Below are 21,130 nucleotides of genomic sequence, written 5' to 3' on the forward strand. Positions count from 1 at the left end.
ATTATGGAATTAATAAACTGGCAATGGAGTTTAATAATTGTATCGAGTTTAATACTCTTTTTAATTTCTCCTTACGCAAAATCTAAAAATCAATTCTTTAAAGCCACAAAAAGGCTTAAGGCACCAAATACTTTTGTATTAACAGGAAGCTTAATAATTTCGTGGATTTTTGCTAAAAGCATTACCAATGCCGCCAATCTTGGTTTAGATTTTGGCATTGTTGGCGGTGTGGCTTATGCAGGATATTATTTGTCTTTTGCTGTTGCGGGCATCATACTGTTCCAATTACGAAGCAAAGGCGGCTTTAATGGCATTCATCAATTTTTAACAACAAAATTTGGAAAAGGTGCTATGGCATTATTTTCTATTTTAATTGCCATTAGGTTATTCAATGAAGTTTGGAGCAATACCATGGTTATTGGCAGTTTTTTTGGCACTCAAGGCAGCAAACCGTACTATTGGTCCATTATTATATTTACACTACTAACTTTAGCGTATGCTTTAAAAGGAGGTTTAAGTAGTTCTATTTTTACCGATGTGATTCAAATGGGATTATTTTCAGTATTATTAATCATCATCTTATATCATATCTTTTCTGTAGATAATTTTTCAACTAAAGATGTTGTAACCTCTGGAACTTGGAGTTTTGAGTTGGGTTTAAATTTGTTTTTTGCAGCCATCATACAGTCCTTTAGCTATCCATTTCACGACCCTGTTTTAACAGACAGAGCTTTTATAAGTTCTCCAAAAGTAACACGTACAAGTTTTTTATTGGCTAGCCTTTTAGGAGCTTTTAGCATTGTTCTTTTTAGTGTTGTTGGCGTTTACGCTCAAACCCAAGGCCTGCAAGGGCAGGTTGCTGTAGAAGTTGGCAAAGCCTTTGGAGTGGTAATACTTTTGGTCATAAATTTTATAATGATTACCTCGGCAGCATCAACTTTAGACTCTACATTTTCGTCATTTTCAAAACTTCTAGCAATCGATTTAAATATGGGTAAAAACTTAACGTTTGGCAGAGCATCTATGGTAGCCATAGCTATTTTAGGAACTCTACCAGTGTTTTTAGATGCCGAAATTTTATCAGCAACCACCATTTCGGGCACCATGGTTATTGGCTTAACACCTGTATTTTTATTTTGGAATACCAAAGCACCTAAAATTAGTTTTTATTTAAGCGTGGCCTGCGGCTTGATTTTTGGTCTTATTTTAGTTTTAGAAATATTCCCAAAATCACTCATATTTACAAATGGGAAATACGCCGATTTACTTTGGGTGAACATTTGGGGCATTATAAGTTGTATTATTATATATTTTATACCATCATGGATAAAAAAATAGATTATCTGGGAAACCTATCAGGTAAAATCCTGCTTTTTGGAGGTGTATACAGCAATTTACAAGCTTTAGAAGCTATGAAACAACTTGCAGAAAAAGAAAATATTGCTCCAGAAAATTGTATTTGCACGGGCGATATTGTTGGTTATTGTGCACAACCCGAACAAACGGTACAACTATTTAAAATTTGGAATCCTAAAAGTATTGCGGGTAACGTTGAAATTCAACTTCGCGAGGGCGCAGAAGATTGCGGATGCGATTTTAGAAAAGGATCGAGATGCGACGGATTTTCTCAACAATGGTATCCTTATGCGCAGAGTCAGCTCTCTAAAGATTCAATAGATTTTATTAAAACATTACCAGACCATGTAACTTTTAACTATGCTGAAAAAAAAGTATTAGTAGTTCATGGTTCGTATTTTAATACCTCAGAATTCATATTTAAATCAACACCCTGGGATATAAAAGCGCCCAATTTTGAGGTTAATAATTACGATGTTATTATTGGAGGGCACTGTGGATTGCCCTTTTACGACTCAAAAAGCGATAAACTTTGGCTAAACCCTGGTGTTATTGGCATGCCTGCAAACGATGGAACACCGTTAGTTTGGTATGCTATTTTAAATGATAAAAAAGGCCTTTTAGAATATAAACATCATACTTTAAATTACAATTATAAATTAACAAATAACCTGATGCAAAATGGATTATTACCTGAAGAATACGCCAGAACAATACTAACAGGTATTTGGGACAATACCGAAATTTTACCAGCTATTGAAAGTGGCTTACAAGGTTTTGGCATCCAATTGTAATTTTCTTAAATTTATTAGACTAAGTTGCTATGAAAAAAACTGTTTTCCTCTTAATATTAATTCAATCCTTTACTTCGTTTGCTCAAAAATCGATAGATAAACTATTAAAACAATACAACGATAACAGCGTGCCTTACATAACAGTGCAAGAATTGGCAATGCCAAAAACTAACGCCGTAATTCTAGATTCTAGAGAATTAAAAGAGTATAAAACAAGTCATTTAAAAAACGCCATTCATGTGGGTTATGATAAATTTAAAATAGATAGCGTTAAAAAAATAATCCCCAATAAAAACACCAAAATTGTAATTTATTGTTCGTTAGGTATTCGTTCGGAGGCCATCGCAGACAGTCTTAAAAAAGCTGGTTACAAACATGTTGAAAATTTATATGGTGGTATTTTTGAATGGAAAAACAACGATTTGCCAGTTTATAATTTAAATGAAAAAGAAACCGACAGCGTACATGCATTCTCAAAAGAATGGAGCAAATGGCTTAAAAAAGGTATAAAAGTTTATGAATAAAGAACTCGTTATTGTTTTTGTAAAAAACATAAAACTAGGAAAAGTAAAAACCCGCTTAGCTAAAACCATTGGCAACCAAGGTGCTTTTGAGGTTTATACAGAACTCGTTAAAGTAACAGAAAATGCTACAACCTCACTATTAGCAGACAAACATATTTATTTTTCTGAATCTGTAGTTGAAAATCAATGGAAAGATCATAATAAATTTGTTCAAAACGGCATCGATTTAGGCGAACGTATGAAAAACGCGTTCAAAAAAGGCTTTCAAGATGGCTATAAACGTATTGTTTTAATAGGTTCAGACTTACCAGATATTATGGCAAGTCATATAAATAAAGGGTTAGAGGCTTTAAAAGAAAACGATGTTGTTTTTGGTCCAGCCGAAGATGGCGGTTATTATTTAGTTGGCTTATCAAAAATGCACAACGCTGTCTTTGATAACAAGCCCTGGAGCCAAACCAATTTACTACAAGAAACACTCCATGAGTTAAAAGAAAACCTAGTTACTTTTACTACTTTAGAAACATTAAATGACATTGATACTTTTGAAGATTTGATTGCATCAAAATTTTATCAATCGAATATAGATTTACAAGAAAAAATAAAAAATCTTCAAATTAATATCACAAACCAATGAAATGATTCTTTCTATAAGACGACTTACCCTAAGTAATTAAACAACTAATAATGAAAAAAAAATTACTTTCCCTTACCCTATTGTTAATGTTGCAACAAATCATTTTTGCCCAATGTACAGTTAGTGCAACAAATTTTGGTAATAATACAACATCCGGATATGCTATTACTGGAGATGTAAGCATAACACTAAACACAAACAATACCTTAACTTTAAATTTGGGAAGTAATTTTTCTACAGCTTCTGGACCAGATGTAAGGGCTTATCTTGTAAAATCTAACGGTGCTTCTAATACCGCTTTAGCACAATCACGAATAGCAAATCTAGAAAGAATAGAATTTGGATTGGTAGCTTGTTCAGGTTGTAACCCCGTTATTTCTCCAAATGGCCAAAAATCTTTCACTGTTGCCATCCCTAACGGTGTGGTGATATCAGAATACGACAGAGTATTCTTTTATTGTTTGCAATTTAATGCCTTTTGGGATTTAAGTTCGTTTAATTCCTTTAACTCATCAAATTGCGCTATATTGAGTACCGATAATTCTGCATTTAACGACTTTACTATTTACCCAAATCCTGTTCAGAATGACATTCAAATAAAAAGTCCAATTTCTGAAGAAATATTTGTAGAAATTTATAACATTTTAGGGAAAAAAGTTTACAGTCAAATCACGAGAACCAATTCAAATATAAATGTATCAACTTTAAAATCGGGTTTACATATTTTATCCATATCGAGTAGAAGAGGTAAAGTTTCAAAAAAAATACAGATTAATTAAACCAGTTTGGTTGTTATCTTCTATATTTAAGTAGATAAAAACACTAAATTTTTTACATTCGTAATGATTAAACAAATAGAAGAAACTACAAGTTACTTACAAAACAAAGGCTTCGAAAACCCCGAAATTGGCATTATTTTAGGTACCGGACTTGGGCAATTATTAAACGAAATAGAAATTATTACCGAAGCAAGCTACAATCATATTCCCAACTTTCCAACAGCAACCGTCGAGTTACATAAAGGCAAACTCATTTACGGTATTTTAGAAGGCAAAAAGGTGGTTGTTATGCAAGGTCGTTTTCACGTTTACGAAGGCTACACACTGCAAGATGTTACCTATCCGGTGCGTATTATGGAGAAACTGGGTATTAAAACACTTTTAGTTTCTAATGCCGCAGGCGCTATTAATTTAAATTTCAAAAAAGGCGAACTCATGCTTATCGAAGACCACATAAACCTTCAAGGCAGTTCACCCTTAGCATTTAAAGGTGTAGAATTACTTGGTGAACGTTTTACAGATATGAGTGCTCCTTACAATGCAGAAATCAATACAAAATTTAAAGCCATAGCAAAAGCAAACAACATCACATTACACGAAGGCGTTTACGCCAGTGTTGTTGGTCCGCAATTAGAAACCCGTGCCGAATATCGCATGCTAAAAATTATGGGAGCCGATGCCGTTGGCATGAGTACCGTTCCAGAAATTATTGTCGCAAATCATTTAAATTTAAAAGTGGCTGCTGTGTCAGTTTTAACCGATGAATGCGACCCAAATAATCTAAAGCCTGTAAACATTGCCGAGATTATCGAAATGGCAGCCAAAGCAGAGCCAAACATGATAACCTTGTTTAAAGAACTAATAAAATCGCTATAATTTGGGCGTTACCTAAGGGTCGGGCTTTTCGCTACAAGTCCGCGTTCCCCCGAAACAACGGGGTCACTGTGGGCTTTTCACTTCAATCCCTAACGCAACGCAGAACAAACATTCAACTTGTTTAACAAGTAAAAAATAAAATTATGAGTTATCTAGAAACTACACACAACGTATACAAAGAAGCAGCATTAACTCCCGATGTGGGTTTATGCTGTACCACCAACCCCATTTGGGAATTACCAGGATTAAAAATTCCAAAAATAATGCAAGAAATGAATTACGGGTGCGGTAGTACGGTGCATGCACGCGATTTAACCAATAATCCTAAAATTTTATATGTTGGTGTTGGTGGCGGTATGGAATTATTACAATTCGCTTATTTTTCACGACAAAAAGATGGGGTTATTGGTATAGATGTTGTCGATGAAATGCTTGAGGCATCTAGAAAAAACTTCATCGAAGCCGAAGCTCAAAACGATTGGTTTAAAAGTGATTTTGTTGCTCTTAAAAAAGGAGATGCTATGCATCTTCCTGTGGACGATAACAGTATTGATGTGGCCGCTCAAAACTGCTTGTTTAACATTTTTAAGGCAGACGATTTAAAACAAGCCATTGCCGAAATGTATCGAGTACTTAAACCTCATGGTAAACTGGTAATGAGCGATCCCACTTGCGAGCAACCCATGAATGAAACACTTCGCAACGACGAACGCTTACGTGCTTTGTGCCTGAGTGGTAGTTTACCCATTGCAGAATATGTAAAAGCACTTACCGATGCAGGATTTGGCACTATAGAAATTCGCGCTAGAAAACCCTACAGAATTCTCGACCCAAAAAACTATCCAACAGACGAACTAATCTATATTGAGTCTATTGAAGTAGCAGCCATAAAAGACCCCATGCCAGCAGATGGACCATGTATTTTTACCGGAAAAGCCGCGATTTATTATGGCGACCAAGATTATTTTGACGATAAACTTGGGCATGTTTTATTAAAAAACCAGCCATTAGCCATTTGCGATAAAACCGCTGGAGCTTTGGCAGCGCTTAACAGAAATGATATATTTATTAGTGAATCTACTTATCATTATGATGGCGGAGGCTGTTGTTAAAAATAAAAACAAGTATTCTATTGTAAAAGTTATTTAAATGGATAAATATTTAGACATTATAAAAAATTCTTATAGTGGTTATTGGAATTACTTAAAACACGAGTTAATTTCGGTGAACCACTGGGATAATTATTTTTATGGTTTAATTATTATTTCGCTCGTGGTTTGGGGTTTAGAAATTCTTTTTCCATGGCGAAAAAACCAATCGGTTTTCAGGAAAGATTTCTGGCTAGATACTTTTTACATGTTTTTTAATTTCTTCATACTTAACTTAATTGTTTTAATAGCGCTATCAAACACTGCTGCTGTATTTTTTAACGACATCTTAAATACTATAGGCTTATCACTTTCCAATCTTCAATTATTTAATGCCAACGATTTACCAAAATGGTTAGGTCTGTTTATTTTATTTATTGTTAACGATTTTTTTCAATGGAATACCCACCGATTATTGCATCGTGTGCCATTTCTTTGGAATTTCCATAAAGTACACCACAGCGTTAAAGAAATGGGATTTGCAGCTCATTTACGCTACCATTGGATGGAGCCTGTTGTTTACAACTCGTTGCGCTATATACCGTTAGCCTTAATTGCTAATTATAGCGCACAGGATATTGCCATTGTTCACTTTTTCAACATTACCATTGGACATTTAAATCATGCTAATCTAGGATGGAATTATGGCTTTTTAAAATACATTTTAAACAATCCTAAAATGCATATCTGGCACCATGCCAAACAATTACCTAAGCATTTAAAGTATGGTATGAATTATGGTTTAACACTAAGCATTTGGGATTACATATTTAAAACCAATTACATTCCATACAGTGGTCGCGATATTGAATTGGGATTTGAAGGTGACGAAGCATTCCCGAAAGACTTTATTAATCAAGAACTTTATCCATTAACTAAGAAATGAAGAATATTTTATTTTTAACAATAATCAGTTTTATTTTATCCTGTTCTGGAAGTAAAACCATCATTAATAAATCACATAATAAAGAAACTCAATCTCAAAAAATTAATGATAGCGTTTTGGAGTTAAGTTCTATATCCTTGAATAAACCCTCCTCAATGAATAATGAAAAAGAAGAAAAAATCATAATAGATGATACTACAGAGTTTAATCAAGTACTAACAAAACCCTTTATTTCAATCCATGTACTTTGGGATGACTTATTACAAAAACATGTGTCTGAAGATGGTATTGTAAATTATAAATCATTTAAGACAGAACATAAAAAGCTACTCGATTACATACATGATTTAAATTTAAGCTACAACAACGATCATTTAAAATCGCTTAATAAAGAAGAGAAACTATCTTATTGGATTAATGCATATAATGCATTAACCATCGATTTAATTTTACAAAATTACCCTTTAAATAGTATTAAAGACATAAATAATCCTTGGGAACAACGTTTATGGAAATTTGGAGAAAAATGGTTTAACTTAAATGATATAGAACATGAGATTCTAAGAAAAATGAATGAACCTCGTATACACTTTGCCATTGTTTGCGCATCGGTATCTTGTCCAAAATTACAAAATGAAGCGTTTGAAGCATCGAAATTAGAAACACAACTTACAGAAGCTACCAAAGCATTTTTAACTGATTCTAGTAGAAATAATATTCAAGAAAACAATGTGCAAATTTCTAAAATCTTTCAATGGTTTTCAAAAGATTTTAAGCAAGATGGTTCTATAATAGATTTTCTAAATAAATATTCTGATATCAAAATAGCTTCTAAAGCTAAAATAAATTATAAAGATTACAATTGGAATTTGAATGAATAAAATTTCAATCATCATACCTATTCTCAATGAAGCTGAAGGCATTGAAACGCTATTAAATTATATTATTTGTAATACATCAATGCATATTCAATCGGAAATTATTGTTGTTGATGGTGGCAGTACCGATGGCTCTCAAAATATAGTTAAACAGTACAAAGAGGTCGCACTTATCGGTTCAGAAAAAGGGCGTGCTAAACAAATGAATGTTGGCGCGAAACATGCTACAGGAAATATTCTTTATTTTCTGCACGCCGATTCGTTTCCTCCCAAAAATTTTGATAAACTTATTATTAAAAACATAAAAACTGGAAATGTAGCGGGTTGTTTTAGAATGGAATTTAACAGCACGCATTGGTGGCTAAAATTCTGTGGTTGGTTTACACAATTTAACTGGCGTATTTGTAGAGGCGGCGACCAAAGTTTATTTATTACCAAAAAACTATTTAACTCTGTTGGTGGTTACAACGAACATTATATTATTTGTGAAGATTCTGTTTTAATAAACGAATTATATAAAAGAAAGTGTTTTACAGTTATTAATTCTAAACTTAAAACTTCGGCTAGATTGTATGAAAAAATTGGTGTTTGGAAGTTGCAATATCATTTTCTGGTTATTCACTTTAAAAAATGGTTAGGAGAAAATCCTATAAGCTTACATTCCTATTATAAAAAACATATTTGCTAGCTTTTATTTCGTCCCTTTTCGTTTGGATATAAATCTTTAACAATATCGCTCTGAACAAAGGCTTTCGTATCGATATTCATTCCTGTTAATCTTCCAAAAAAAGTAGCGCCCGTGTCTACATTCCATACATTGGCTGCATTCATAGGCTCGAAAGAATTAAAGTTTATGGTAGGTGTATGACCAATATAAATTTCGTTGTAATGTTTCAATCGGTTTGGGTACAAAACAGAGTCGTTTTCAATGCTTTTATCTAGGGCTAAAGCCATTTCCCAAAGCGTTCTGTCGAAATAAAAAGTTTCTTTATAAACCTCTTTTTCAATACCATGAGGCGAGGTAAATCCTGCGTGAAGAAACAACCTGTTTTTATCGTCTAAATAAGTTAGTTGTAAATTCTCAAAAAACTCTAAATGGGTCGCGCGTTGTTCTTTTGAAAAACGCATATAACTGTCCATGGTTTCTTTACCACCATGCATGTACCACGTTTGGTTTACCTGGCCGGTTTTCAACCAGTTTTCACACCAAACATCATGATTTCCCTTTATAAAAATACAATTAATAGTTTCAGAAAGTTCTATTAAAAACTCAATTACTTGTGCCGCTTCGCTCCATCCATCGACATAATCGCCCATAAAAATAAGAGTATCGTCATCTTTAACTTCTAACTTATTTAAAACTTGAACTAAAGCTTTTAATCCTCCGTGAATATCACCAATTGCATAGGTACTCATAAAACTACTATTTTTCACAAAGCTAAAAGTTTCTGTATAGAAATAGACTTTACAATATTAATTTTAGATTAAAAATATTGTCCAATTCCAAAAACAAAGCCTTGGGTGGCGTTTGGTGTGATACCATAGCCATAATCTAATCTAAAAATGGCATTATATATTTTTTTGTGGATAAATCGGATACCTAAGCCCGGATATATTCTAACATTTTGAGATTTTCCAAAATCTCCAAAATCACCTCCAGGATTTCTCCATGAACCCGAATCTACAAAAACGTTGCCTTGTAATACAAACCAGTTTTTATCGATTAATGTGTGTCGATATTCAGTATTAAGTACAACAACACCAGTCCCCCTGTCGATAATATTTCCAACGCCACGAATGTTTAAATTATTATCTACAGAAAATGGCGCAAAGGGTGTTTCATCATTACTTGATAGTCCTAAGCGCAACCTGTTGGCCCAATTACCCTTTCTACCTATACGCTTAAAATAAAAAAAATCGTTCCATCCTATAAAAAAATCTGGCAATATCACATCGGTTGATGTTACATATTGGAAATTAAATAAACTCCTAAAACCAGAAATATATTGATAATTGTAATCTAAATTATTAAACTCATAAATACCTTTTGCTAACCATTTATGCACATTTAATTCTAGAGGTACATTAGGGTTTGTGGCTCCAGACTTATATTGATAATCTTCAACAAAATAATTCAGACCCAATTCTAACCTGTTATTAAAGTCAAATTGATAAAGCCCGAGAACTTCATAAGATGTGTTGTTGTACTTATAATTTGATGAAGAGTTATCAAAAAAAACAGGCTCAAGAGTCGTTAAATCTTGATAATTTATAGCTAATCCAAGCGATTTAGAAAACAAAAAAGGAGCTCTTAAGTTTATGGCATAACTATCGTAAATATCTTTTTGATAAAAACCTCCCAAGATGATGCTTCTCCCTAAAAAATTAAATTCGCTTAGTCCTAAACGGTAGGCGAACTCATCATCATTTGTGGTAAAAATATTTGCCGAAGGAATTAAAGTAAAATTTTCTTCAATATTATAAAACACGTTGTACTTATCTCCCTCTGAATGAAATACTTGATAATATGCATGAGATACAGATGGTAAGCGTTTTAAACGAATTATATCATTTTCTAGCAACGTTGAATCTAAAACAGTACCCGCTTTAATGTCGGATATCATTTTTATAAAACTTGTTTTAACTTTTTTATTACCTTGTATTTTTAGGTCATAAACTATTTTTTTACTCTGCCCAAAAGCCAAAAGACAAAAAGTAAAAAAGAGAATAGCAATAATTTTTTTTGGCATATATGGGGCTATTTTACATAGCTTAAAAATAATATAATATTTTTAAAAATATTGTCCTATACCAAAAACAATTCCATTTGTAGCTTTATCGCCTATTCCAATACCATAATCTATTCTAAAAACTGCATTAAATATGCGTTTATGTATAAACCTAATACCCAAACCCGGGTAAACACGCAAGGTACTACCATCTATAAGCTCATTTAAATTTCCACTAGGGTTTCGCCATGTACCAGCGTCTAAAAAGGCATTACTCTGTAGTACAAACCAACCTTTTTCGTACAAGGTATGCCTATACTCTGTATTTAAAACAATAGAAGCTGTTCCCCGATCTATGGTATTACCAACGCCTCTAAGGTTTAATTGATTATCTACCGCAAAAGGAGCAAATGGTGTATCGTCGTTGGAAGCGTAAGCTAATCTTAATCTATTGGCCCAGTTACCTTTTGCACCTATTCGCTTAAAATATTCAAAGTCGTTTCTGCCTATAAAAAAATTAGTTAACAAATCGTTCTGACCAGTAGATCCTGTAACAAATCTGTAGGTAAAAAGACTTCTAAAGCCTTCAAGATATTGATAAAAAATATTGATATTATTGTATTCATATTCACCAACTATAGCCACTTTATTTGCACCTAATTCAGATGGCGTTCCTTGAGGTAAATTGCCTTCTAAAAACTTATAATCTTCATTAGAAATATTTAAACCCAACTCAAAACGATTATTGAAATTTGGTTCGTACATCAAACTAATCTGAAAAGCTTTTGTACTAAACTTATAGTTTACATCTTGGTTATTATCAAAAAAAACCGGCTCTTGCGATACTATATTTTGATAGTTTGCACCAATACCAAACTTGCGAGAAAACAAGTTAGGTGCTTCCCAAAAAGCTCCATAAGAATTGAAGACATCCCTACTATAATATCCGCCTATTAATTGGTTTCTTCCTAGAAAATTAAAATCGAAAACTGAAAATCTATAAGCCAACTCATTATTATTATCGGTAGCAATGTTAAACCCAGGAATAATAGCAAAATTTTCTACAATTGTATAGGTTAAATGATAGCCATCTTCTTTATTTTCCAAACTATATTCAACATTTGCTACCGATGGCAATAGTTTTAATCGTCTAACATCAGATGCTATTCTTGTAGTATCTAAGATGCTTCCTGATTTTACAAACGCTAATTTTTTTAAAAAAGGAGTTTTAGTTCTTTTATTGCCATTAATTATAACTTGAGTAACTCTATTTTCCTGTGCATTTGATAAAGTTATAAACAATAAGAATGCGATTACTTTTATATATTTCATTGTTTTACAAAGCTCTTGTTAAGGGTAACTGCATTTACCCAATTATCTAAACTAACATCCATTAAAGTAAAATTATAGGAAGTATTTAGTTGAAGTATAGGTGGTGTTTCTCTAGTAATATTTAAAACTACATTATCCAATTTGTAATATTGAAATTGGTTTTGGTTGGTATAAGTGCCAGACAATAAATTATCGTTACCATCTGAAACTATCTGAAAATAAATGGCATTATCGCCAAACGGATTATCGGGCCAAGAAAATAGGGGCATCCCTACTTGAGATTGGTTTATACTAACTATATCTTGCCACCGTGTGGGCTTGGAAAATTGCTTGGACCGTATTGGATTGGAAACCTTTATTTCATTTTCAAGCTCGAAAGTAACTATAAGCCATTTTTCTACTGAAGATTCTTGAGAAAATCGTCTTAAATAACCATTAAAAATAGGCTCACTTTCAAGAAATACTTGTGTGTAATTTTCAAAATCTAACGGGTTGACGTTAACAGAAGTAGTTTCGTAAAGTCGGGCATTTACGGCATTAAGTACTGGGTAGAAAAAGGTTAAAACATTGGCTGTTTCCATATCGCTAGCCGAACAAGCTATCACAGCACCTTTTTCAAAACGATTCGAATTTAAATATGATTTTAAACTTGTTGGAGCAATTGCTTCATCTGAATTTGAACAAGATAAAATCATTAACACTATAAAGATGTAACTTATTTTATTTATGAGTTTCATAGTATGTTTTTATTATAGCCTCGGCTGGTTTGTTTTGTGGTGTAAACATGAAATTTTGTTCACCACCAACTTCGTCATGATTAATAAACCATTTCCAAACAAAACCCCCAGCAAACCAATCTTCATCCCAAAATGTTTCAAACAAAGCTTGGGTGGTATTGTTTTGGGCTTCAAGATTAACTTGATCCATATCTCGATTACTTTCCCAAGGTTGTTTTCCAGAATAGTCTACACTTCGGTAGCCATATTCGGTAAATAAAATAGGTTTATTATAGGTTTTATAAGTTTGAATTATATCATTTTTGTGCGATTTCCAACCCTTAAGACACTCTTCCAAAGTTGGTGTTTTACTTGTACTAACTGGGAAATAAGCATCAATACCAACATAATCCAATTCGTTCCAAAACGGTGTACTATTAAACTCGTTCCAGTTGGCTGCATAGGTTAACTTACCATGATAAACCAATTTTATTTTATTTATCAAATCAAACCAGTATTCTGGTCTATTGTTCACAAATGTTTCTAATTCGGTTCCGATGCAAAAAATATCTGCGTTGGTTTGACCTGCCAATGCAGCAAATTCCAAAATAAAACGAGTATAAGAATCTTCTAAAATTTTCCAATTGGCTTCACTTTGCATTTTAATATTCCCTGTAAACTCGCCGTGCCAAACCCAGATTTGTGGTTTTAGCATAATTTTGATATGTTTTTTTTTAAGAGTTTCAATGTATTGTTTCGCACCTTCTCGAGTTTCACCAAACCATTGTCTGTCTGTATTAAAAACAATATCTGGATGCTCTAAATTTCTAATAAAACCAAAGGGCATTACAGCTGCATAATTTGCATGGATGTCGATCAATGGTTTAACGTGTTTTTCATTTATTTGCTCCCTGGATGCCACGAAGCTAACACCATTTATTTTTTTTAACTGGGCTTTACAAGAGCTTACAAGAATGATTGAGATAATTATTAGGAATTTGATTCTTTTCATGTTGACATGTAATTAGCAAACTCCTAATTTACCATTTATCATTAAAATAATGCTCTTAGACCTACGTTAAATGTTTGGCCTAATCCTGTCTTTTTTCCAAACAGAAAGTTAGAGTACAGAAACTCCACATTTAGTGCATTTGTTAATTGATATTTTGCGCCACCACCAAGAATTGTAGCACTTTGACTAAAATCGTTGGCGCCTGCGTCGTTAGCACCAAAAGAGATAAGCTCTATATGTTGTGCTAATCCTAATACTGTAAATTTAGAACTTGGAAAATAACTTAAAAACACCCCAGGAGTTAAACGTAAACTATTGTATGCAAAACTTTCTTGCTCTCCAAAATTATACTCTGTATTTAACTCAGTAAAAAATTGCCAATCACCACCTGCAAAACTATAATCATAGAAAAAACGGTTTTGAAATATAAAACCATCTTGGTCTAAAAACACCCCATCTTCAGTTTCATTATCTATTAATGGAATATGAAATGCGGTTTGAATGGTAAAATTACCTACACTTTTAATTGGATTAAATTTAATTGCTGGTGCAAACGATGTTAAACCTGAACGCGCTGTTCCTCTCTCGCCATCAAATGAAAACACATCTAGTGTTTTTCTCCCACCAATAGCATTAGATCTTACCTCAAACAAAAGCCCTATGTTTAACCTATTATTGTTTGAAATTCCAGTAAATATATCAACTGAAGATGTAAAAAATGTATTTCTAGGTATATCTCGTTTCTGTGTCCCTTCTTGATTGCCAAATAAATCTGAAGTTTCAGTGTATATATTATTAAACCATTTTATATCCCACTGTCCTTTTTTAAGAAGAATTGATGGGGTATAGGTTTGAATTACACTTCGTTCCTCTTGTGCTTCTTCTTGCGAAAATCCGTTAAACGATATCGCTACTAATGCCAACGCTATTACTATTATTTTTTTCATTGTTTTGATTTTTGGTTTATTATTTCGTTTTTAAAAATTTGATGTTATTGTTTATTAATTGTCCAATTGTAAGGGAAGTAACTTACCTTCCATTTACCTTCCAATTTTTCTGTTCTGTATTTGTTAATGAAGTCAATTTCATCTTTGCCTTTCATTGTAAAATCTTCTTTATACCATTCCATTATTTGAGATACTTCTACACGGTTTTTCTTATCATTTACTTTTATAAAATCTCCGTTTATAGCCTTTTTTGTTTGGCCTTCTAATTGTGCCTCTAGGGTATTTGGCAAATATGCTTTATTAATAAGTGGTGGGCAGCCAACGGCTCCGCAAACTAAAACAAAATGAAAACGGGCGTCATTAAATTGTGCTCTCAACAATTTATGTTCAATATCATTTAAGGTTATATTCACACCTGCTAAATTATGGGTTATTTTATCGAAAAAACCTGGTTTATCTAAAGGTGATTTTATGGGATATAAATCTATCAACCCTTTAATTACAGATAGGTTATAGGCATTAATCCAGAATGCTTGGTAGTTTTTCGTATCGCTTTTATCTACTGAAATAGTTTTGGCTAATTTTAAAGCCTCATTAAGTGCTTCAGGTTTATCAATGATTTTATCGTAAGCCACTTTACCGTTAGATACATGTGAGTTAAAAAAAGCATCGGCTTTACTAAAAAACATATTTATATCTTGTGCCTGAATGGCTATAGTTATAAACAACAATACTATGGTAATTTTAATTTTTTTCATTTTTTTAAATATTTTTAATTCTTATTAACTTCCCATTAGGTCTACTCAATTTCAATAAACTTTCAAAAAAAATAAAAGATTTTTCGCGTCTCAGTACTAAACAATTCCTTACAAAAAATAAGCAATTTAAATTTGTTCTAAATTAAAGCGCTGTATTAAGTTCTTATCTTTAGTTTCGACCTAATAACACATAACAACCAAAATTTATGGAAGAACACATCGTGATTATAGGCAACGGAATTTCTGGCGTCACTGCTGCAAGACATATTAGAAAACTTTCCGACAAAAAAATTACCATCATTTCAGCAGAGACTGATTATTTTTTCTCTCGTACAGCTCTCATGTACATATACATGGGACACATGAAATTTGAGCACACCCAACCTTATGAGAATTGGTTTTGGGAGAAAAACAGAATCAATCTTAAAAAGGGTTATGTTAAACAGATCGAAACAAAATCAAAAACACTTTTATTCGCAAATAACGAGACGCTTACATACGACAAGCTAATTATTGCAACAGGAAGCAAACCCAATAAATTTGGTTGGCCGGGGCAAGATTTAGACGGTGTTATGGGCATGTACCACAAACAAGATTTAGAAAATCTTGAAAAATACGCTCCAAACAATAAAGTATGTAAACGTGCTGTCATTGTTGGTGGTGGTTTAATAGGTATAGAACTCGCAGAAATGCTAAATTCCAGAAAAATTCCTGTTACTTTTTTAGTTAGAGAAGACAGCTTTTGGAATGGCGTTTTACCAAAAGGTGAAAGCGAAATGATAAACAGACATATTAAAAATCATCACATAGACTTGCGTTTATCGACCAATTTAAAAGAGATTATTTCTGATGAAAACGGCAAAGTAAAATCTGTAATTATAGAAGAAACTGGCGAAGAATTACCTTGCGATGTTGTTGGATTAACCGCAGGAGTAACCCCAAATATCGATTTTATTAAAAATTCGAATATTGAAATTGGAAGAGGCGTAAAAGTAAATCGCTATTTAGAAACTAACATTCCTGATATTTTTGCTATTGGCGATTGTGCCGAACAACACGAAGGCATAGACCAACGCAGACCCATTGAAGCCGTTTGGTACACTGGACGTATGATGGGCGAAACGGTTGCCCAAACCATTTGTGGAAACCGTATTGAATATAAACCAGGGCATTGGTTTAATTCTGCGAAATTTTTAGATATTGAGTATCAAACTTATGGATGGGTATTTGCAAAACCTCGTGAAAACGAAGCTCATTCCCATTGGAAACATCATGACGACACTAAATGCATAACCGTATGCTACGATAAAAAAACAAAATTGTTTTTAGGCATCAATACTTTTGGCATTAGGATGCGCCATGAGGTTTTTGATACATGGTTAACAGAAAAACGAGATGTTGATTATGTTATGAACCATTTAGGCGAGGCAAACTTCGACCCCGAATTTTACAAACACCACGAAAAAGATATTCTTTCATTTTACAATAACAGACTTCAAATAGCATAACGATGAGTAATAAATTAAACCATAGCATGTCTCTGGCAAAACCAGATGCTGTAGATATTTCAAACAAACAAAAAGTAGCACTTGCCATAGGTGTTATAGGGTTGTTCATTTTAACACTAGCCCTTTTTAATACTAACTTTCCAAACAAGGCACTATTTCTAAGTCTATCATTAGGATTAATTTCTGTTGGAATTATTGTATATTCTAGAGATGCCTATTTAACCAAGTTAGAAGGCATTAAAAATGATGGTGTTTGGTTTAAATCCATTTCCTCACGAGGTATTTGGGGTTGGATTGTTGGTATTATTCTAACTACCTTTTACATTATACTATATTTCTTTCCCAAATATTTAGGATTGGGAACAAACGGCACAGAAAATTCGGGGTTAATTGGATTATTCGACCCTTTAAGTAAATTATTAAGCGGCAGACCAGCAAGCCAATGGTTTGTTTACGGAACCCTATACACCGTTGCAATTTTAGCTTTTGGCTATAAATTCATATTAAAATATAGGCACAACCGCTACCAACAAATACGTACTATTTCGGTGATGTTTTTTCAATTAGGGTTTGCTTTCCTTATTCCCGAATTTATGTATGTTATGAATAATAGTTTACCATACTACGATTTAAAAAGTATATGGCCACTTAACTATTATATTTTTGATGAGTGGTCTGTAAAAGGCTTTCTTTCTAACGGCAACATTGGTTTAGCTTTAATTTTATTTGGTATTATTTCCATATTTGTAATCACACCCATTTTAACATATAAATTTGGTAAGCGTTGGTATTGCTCTTGGGTTTGTGGTTGTGGTGGTTTAGCCGAAACTGCGGGCGATTCCTTTAGGCAGTTATCATCAAAAAAAATGTCTGCTTGGAAATTAGAGCGTTGGTTAATCCATGCAGTATTGGTCTTTTCTGTGGTAATGACAACCGCTATGGTATACACGTATCTAGGTAATGAGAAAAATGATTTCTGGCTAACAAAAGGTGTATTCATCGCTTTAGTTATTGGTTTTTTAACATTAGTTTTTGCTGGTGTTATGTTCTTTAAAAGACAAGAATTGGGTAAAGATGCTAAATATGGGGCCATTGGTTTTTTCGCGACCATAGGGCTATTACTAATAATGCATTTTACAGGAACTACAGAGCATGTTTTCTTTGTAAAAGGCAGCGCTTTAAGATCTGCTTATGGTTTATACATTGGCTCTATTTTTTCGGGTGTTATTGGTACTGGTTTCTATCCCATTTTAGGCAGTCGCTCATGGTGTCGTTTTGGTTGCCCAATGGCTGCCATTCTAGGTTTCCAACAAAGGTTGTTTTCAAAATTTAGAATTACAACTAATGGCGGCCAATGTATTTCTTGTGGAAATTGCTCTAACAGTTGTGAAATGGGAATAGATGTAAGACACTATGCTCAAAAAGGAGAAAACATTGTGCGTTCTAGTTGTGTGGGTTGTGGCATTTGTTCTGCTGTATGCCCTCGTGGTGTTTTAAAATTAGAAAACGATTCTATGAAAGGACGCATCAACCCAACAGAAATTTTATTAGGTAACGATGTTAATTTAATGGACTTTGTAAATAAAAAATAAAATGCAAATTATCATCATGTTTATTAGTCTATTGACTACTATTACAAATCTTTCAGCAAAAAAAACCTATGAAAAATCATATTATGAAAATGGTACTATAAAATCTGAAGGGTGGCTTGTGAACGGAGCAAAAGAAGATTACTGGAAATTTTACTACACCAACGGTGTTATTCAAAAAGAAGGACATTTTCATCAAAACAAACCTGTAAAATATTGGTATTTTTATTATCAAAATGGTAGTTTAGAATCTGAAGGTCACTATACGAACGGTAAAAAAAATAACTGGTGGCTTTTTTATGATACTATGGAAAAAATAAACCACAAATGCCAGTTAGAAAACGATCAAAAAAACGGATATTGTTTGATGTATGAGAACGAAAAAATAATTTCAGCTGCTAAATATAAAGCTGGGAAAAAATTGAAAGAATGGACTAACTTTACCTCTTTTGCAAGAGAAAACAAACTAAGCGACCTTAAATGACTCTAATTAAAGTTATTATACCTGCCTATAATGAAGCAGATTCAATTGCACTTGTTATAAAAGATATTCCTAAAATAGTTGATGAAATTATTGTTGTTAACAATAATTCTAACGACAAAACAGAGGAACATGCAAAAAAAGCAGGCGCCACTGTATTAAACGAGGAAAAAAGAGGGTATGGTTATGCCTGCCTTAAAGGTCTTAACTACATAGCCAACCAACCAATAAAACCAAATATTATTGTATTTTTAGATGGAGACTACAGCGATTATCCAGAAGAATTAACAAAAATTATTGCCCCAATTATTGATAAAAATATAGATTTTGTCGTTGGAGCTCGCGTTAAAAACCTGCGAGAAAAAGGTTCTATGACCATTCCGCAAATATTTGGTAATTGGTTAGCAACAAAATTAATGCGTATTTTTTACGGCGCAAAATTTACCGACCTAGGACCATTTAGAGCAATTAAATACGATAAGTTATTAAAAATCAATATGATAGATAAGACTTACGGATGGACAGTAGAGATGCAACTAAAGGTTTTAAAACATAAATTGTCGTATACAGAAGTTCCTGTAAATTATAGAGATAGAATTGGTGTCTCAAAAGTTTCAGGAACCATAAAAGGTAGTATATTTGCAGGCGTAAAAATCTTAAGTTGGATTTTCAAATACAGTTTTAAAAAATGATTCTAGAAACAACAATTATCATTATTTACACCATTGCACTATTACTTATATTCATGTATGCATTAGCGCAATTAAATCTTCTTTTTAACTATTTATCTTCTAAAAGAAAGCAAGATAATAGTGAATCATTCGATTTTTCGAACCCCGAAGAGGTTCCTTTTGTTACCATTCAGCTTCCTGTGTACAACGAAATGTACGTTATGGAACGCTTACTTGATAACATTGCTAAAATTGATTATCCACACGACAAGTTAGAAATACAAGTTTTAGATGACTCTACAGACGAAACTGTAGAATCTACACGTGCCCATGTAGAAGCACTTGCAGCCAATGGCTTAGACATTAAACACATAACACGTACCGACCGTACAGGCTTTAAAGCTGGTGCTTTAAAAGAAGGATTAAAAATTGCCAAAGGCGAATTTATTGCCATTTTCGACTCCGATTTCCTTCCAGAAACCGATTGGTTAAAACGCACCATTCCATATTTTAAAGACGAAAACATTGGCGTTGTACAAACCCGTTGGGGACATTTAAACCGCAATTATTCTCTGCTTACTAAAATTCAAGCTTTTGCCCTTGATGCACATTTTACACTAGAACAAGTGGGTCGTAACAGCAAAGGACATTTTATTAACTTTAACGGCACTGCTGGTGTATGGCGTAAAACCTGTATTATCGATGCAGGAAACTGGGAAGGCGATACCCTAACCGAAGATTTAGATTTAAGCTACCGTGCCCAATTAAAAAACTGGAAATTTAAATATCTAGAAAACGTACAAACACCTGCCGAATTACCAATAGTAATTAGTGCAGCACGTTCGCAACAATTTAGATGGAATAAAGGAGGCGCAGAAAACTTCAAAAAAATGATGTGGCGTGTTCTTAAAAACGAAAACATCTCTACTAAAACAAAAGTACACGGGTTATTACACTTATTAAACAGTACCATGTTTTTAAACGTATTAATTGTTGGTATACTAAGTATCCCAATGCTTTACATTAAAAACGAGTACACCCATTTAAAACCCTACTTTTATATAATGAGTTTCTTTGTAATAAGCACCATCATATTCTTTATATGCTATTGGTTTATGTACAAAAACACCTATGGTAGTGGTATAAAAAACTTTATACGATACATTGGTATGTTTTTCGTGTTTTTCTCAATAGCTATGGGCTTTTCACTCCACAATTCCATTGCCGTATTAGAAGGCCATTGGGGTAAGAAAAGTGAATTTGTAAGAACTCCAAAATTCAACATCAATTCTATAAAAGATAGCTGGAAGAAAAACAAATACATCAAAAAAACCATATCGGTACACGTTATATTCGAAGGCATCTTAATGCTATACTTCGCATTCGGTATGTACAGTGCATTTATAGTAGGTAACCAAGGAGGCGATTTCGGGTTATTTCCATTTCACCTTATGCTATTTTTAGGATTTGGCTACGTATTTGTAAAATCAATCACTTCAAAAGTATAAG

The 21,130-nt window shown here is 33.1% G+C and carries 22 protein-coding genes; 15 read left to right on the forward strand and 7 right to left on the reverse strand.

Features of this window, described 5'->3' with window-relative positions; all coding sequences use genetic code 11:
• The first annotated feature begins 3 nt into the window (after positions 1 to 3).
• The 10 genes from AW14_RS01545 to AW14_RS01590 all read left to right on the forward strand — a co-directional run bounded on the left by AW14_RS01545 (position 4) and on the right by AW14_RS01590 (position 8,566).
• Positions 4 to 1,338 (forward strand): SLC5/6 family protein, encoded by a 1,335-nt coding sequence (locus AW14_RS01545; protein ID WP_044637205.1) that lies wholly within the window; start codon positions 4 to 6, stop codon positions 1,336 to 1,338.
• Positions 1,323 to 2,150 (forward strand): metallophosphoesterase family protein, encoded by an 828-nt coding sequence (locus AW14_RS01550; RefSeq protein WP_044637206.1) that lies wholly within the window; start codon positions 1,323 to 1,325, stop codon positions 2,148 to 2,150. Before AW14_RS01545 ends, AW14_RS01550 begins: the two co-directional genes overlap by 16 nt.
• A gap of 29 nt (positions 2,151 to 2,179) precedes the next feature.
• Positions 2,180 to 2,674, forward strand: coding sequence for a rhodanese-like domain-containing protein (locus tag AW14_RS01555; RefSeq protein ID WP_044637207.1), 495 nt, complete (start codon positions 2,180 to 2,182; stop codon positions 2,672 to 2,674).
• Positions 2,667 to 3,311, forward strand: a complete 645-nt coding sequence (locus AW14_RS01560) for a TIGR04282 family arsenosugar biosynthesis glycosyltransferase (RefSeq protein ID WP_044637208.1) — start codon at positions 2,667 to 2,669, stop codon at positions 3,309 to 3,311. The genes AW14_RS01555 and AW14_RS01560 overlap by 8 nt, the downstream gene beginning before the upstream one ends.
• A gap of 50 nt (positions 3,312 to 3,361) precedes the next feature.
• Positions 3,362 to 4,090: a T9SS type A sorting domain-containing protein gene (locus AW14_RS01565; RefSeq protein ID WP_044637209.1), complete on the forward strand. Its 729-nt coding sequence runs from the start codon at positions 3,362 to 3,364 to the stop codon at positions 4,088 to 4,090.
• Positions 4,091 to 4,153: 63 nt separating this feature from the next.
• A complete protein-coding gene (locus AW14_RS01570; RefSeq protein ID WP_044637210.1) occupies positions 4,154 to 4,966 on the forward strand; it encodes a purine-nucleoside phosphorylase in 813 nt (270 codons plus the stop codon).
• Between the two features lie 143 nt (positions 4,967 to 5,109).
• Positions 5,110 to 6,078, forward strand: a complete 969-nt coding sequence (gene arsM, locus AW14_RS01575; protein ID WP_044637211.1) for an arsenosugar biosynthesis arsenite methyltransferase ArsM — start codon at positions 5,110 to 5,112, stop codon at positions 6,076 to 6,078.
• 37 nt (positions 6,079 to 6,115) lie between these two features.
• Positions 6,116 to 7,000, forward strand: coding sequence for a sterol desaturase family protein (locus tag AW14_RS01580; protein ID WP_044637212.1), 885 nt, complete (start codon positions 6,116 to 6,118; stop codon positions 6,998 to 7,000).
• Positions 7,001 to 7,155: 155 nt separating this feature from the next.
• On the forward strand, positions 7,156 to 7,881 hold the full coding sequence (locus AW14_RS01585) for a DUF547 domain-containing protein (protein WP_245617607.1): 726 nt from the start codon (positions 7,156 to 7,158) through the stop codon (positions 7,879 to 7,881).
• Positions 7,874 to 8,566 carry a TIGR04283 family arsenosugar biosynthesis glycosyltransferase gene (locus AW14_RS01590; RefSeq protein ID WP_044637214.1) on the forward strand — a complete coding sequence of 231 codons (693 nt, stop codon included), beginning with the start codon at positions 7,874 to 7,876 and terminating at the stop codon, positions 8,564 to 8,566. Before AW14_RS01585 ends, AW14_RS01590 begins: the two co-directional genes overlap by 8 nt.
• Here the strand turns inward: AW14_RS01590 and AW14_RS01595 are convergent.
• From AW14_RS01595 to AW14_RS01625, 7 genes are all read right to left on the reverse strand, one after another.
• A complete protein-coding gene (locus AW14_RS01595) occupies positions 8,563 to 9,294 on the reverse strand; it encodes a metallophosphoesterase family protein (protein WP_044637215.1) in 732 nt (243 codons plus the stop codon). The two genes, AW14_RS01590 and AW14_RS01595, sit on opposite strands and share 4 nt — an antisense overlap.
• A gap of 68 nt (positions 9,295 to 9,362) precedes the next feature.
• Positions 9,363 to 10,628, reverse strand: a complete 1,266-nt coding sequence (locus tag AW14_RS01600; protein ID WP_044637216.1) for a BamA/TamA family outer membrane protein — start codon at positions 10,626 to 10,628, stop codon at positions 9,363 to 9,365.
• Positions 10,629 to 10,670: 42 nt separating this feature from the next.
• Complete coding sequence (locus AW14_RS01605; RefSeq protein WP_044637217.1) at positions 10,671 to 11,939, reverse strand: POTRA domain-containing protein; 1,269 nt, start codon at positions 11,937 to 11,939, stop codon at positions 10,671 to 10,673.
• On the reverse strand, positions 11,936 to 12,676 hold the full coding sequence (locus tag AW14_RS01610) for a hypothetical protein (protein ID WP_154662101.1): 741 nt from the start codon (positions 12,674 to 12,676) through the stop codon (positions 11,936 to 11,938). Before AW14_RS01610 ends, AW14_RS01605 begins: the two co-directional genes overlap by 4 nt.
• Positions 12,660 to 13,667, reverse strand: a complete 1,008-nt coding sequence (locus tag AW14_RS01615) for a glycoside hydrolase family 113 (RefSeq protein ID WP_044637218.1) — start codon at positions 13,665 to 13,667, stop codon at positions 12,660 to 12,662. The genes AW14_RS01610 and AW14_RS01615 overlap by 17 nt, the downstream gene beginning before the upstream one ends.
• 41 nt (positions 13,668 to 13,708) lie before the next feature.
• Positions 13,709 to 14,614, reverse strand: a complete 906-nt coding sequence (locus tag AW14_RS01620; protein WP_044637219.1) for a hypothetical protein — start codon at positions 14,612 to 14,614, stop codon at positions 13,709 to 13,711.
• Between the two features lie 44 nt (positions 14,615 to 14,658).
• Positions 14,659 to 15,372 (reverse strand): DUF547 domain-containing protein, encoded by a 714-nt coding sequence (locus AW14_RS01625; protein WP_044637220.1) that lies wholly within the window; start codon positions 15,370 to 15,372, stop codon positions 14,659 to 14,661.
• 206 nt (positions 15,373 to 15,578) lie between these two features.
• Here AW14_RS01625 and AW14_RS01630 point away from each other — a divergent pair, with 206 nt between their 5' ends.
• From AW14_RS01630 to AW14_RS01650, 5 genes are read left to right on the forward strand one after another with little or no spacing between them, the layout of a single operon-like run.
• Positions 15,579 to 16,880, forward strand: a complete 1,302-nt coding sequence (locus AW14_RS01630) for an NAD(P)/FAD-dependent oxidoreductase (protein ID WP_044637221.1) — start codon at positions 15,579 to 15,581, stop codon at positions 16,878 to 16,880.
• Positions 16,881 to 16,882: 2 nt separating this feature from the next.
• Entirely contained in the window at positions 16,883 to 18,472 is a 1,590-nt protein-coding gene (locus AW14_RS01635; protein WP_044637222.1) for a 4Fe-4S binding protein, read from the forward strand.
• A 1-nt stretch (position 18,473) separates the two neighbouring features.
• Positions 18,474 to 18,953: a toxin-antitoxin system YwqK family antitoxin gene (locus AW14_RS01640; protein ID WP_044637223.1), complete on the forward strand. Its 480-nt coding sequence runs from the start codon at positions 18,474 to 18,476 to the stop codon at positions 18,951 to 18,953.
• A complete protein-coding gene (locus tag AW14_RS01645) occupies positions 18,950 to 19,642 on the forward strand; it encodes a glycosyltransferase family 2 protein (protein ID WP_044637224.1) in 693 nt (230 codons plus the stop codon). Before AW14_RS01640 ends, AW14_RS01645 begins: the two co-directional genes overlap by 4 nt.
• The gene (locus tag AW14_RS01650) at positions 19,639 to 21,129 is read left to right on the forward strand and encodes a cellulose synthase family protein (protein WP_044637225.1); all 1,491 of its coding nucleotides are present in this window, start codon (positions 19,639 to 19,641) and stop codon (positions 21,127 to 21,129) included. Before AW14_RS01645 ends, AW14_RS01650 begins: the two co-directional genes overlap by 4 nt.
• Position 21,130: the final 1 nt, after the last annotated feature.

The organism is Siansivirga zeaxanthinifaciens CC-SAMT-1 (genome assembly GCF_000941055.1).
GTDB lineage: Bacteria > Bacteroidota > Bacteroidia > Flavobacteriales > Flavobacteriaceae > Siansivirga > Siansivirga zeaxanthinifaciens.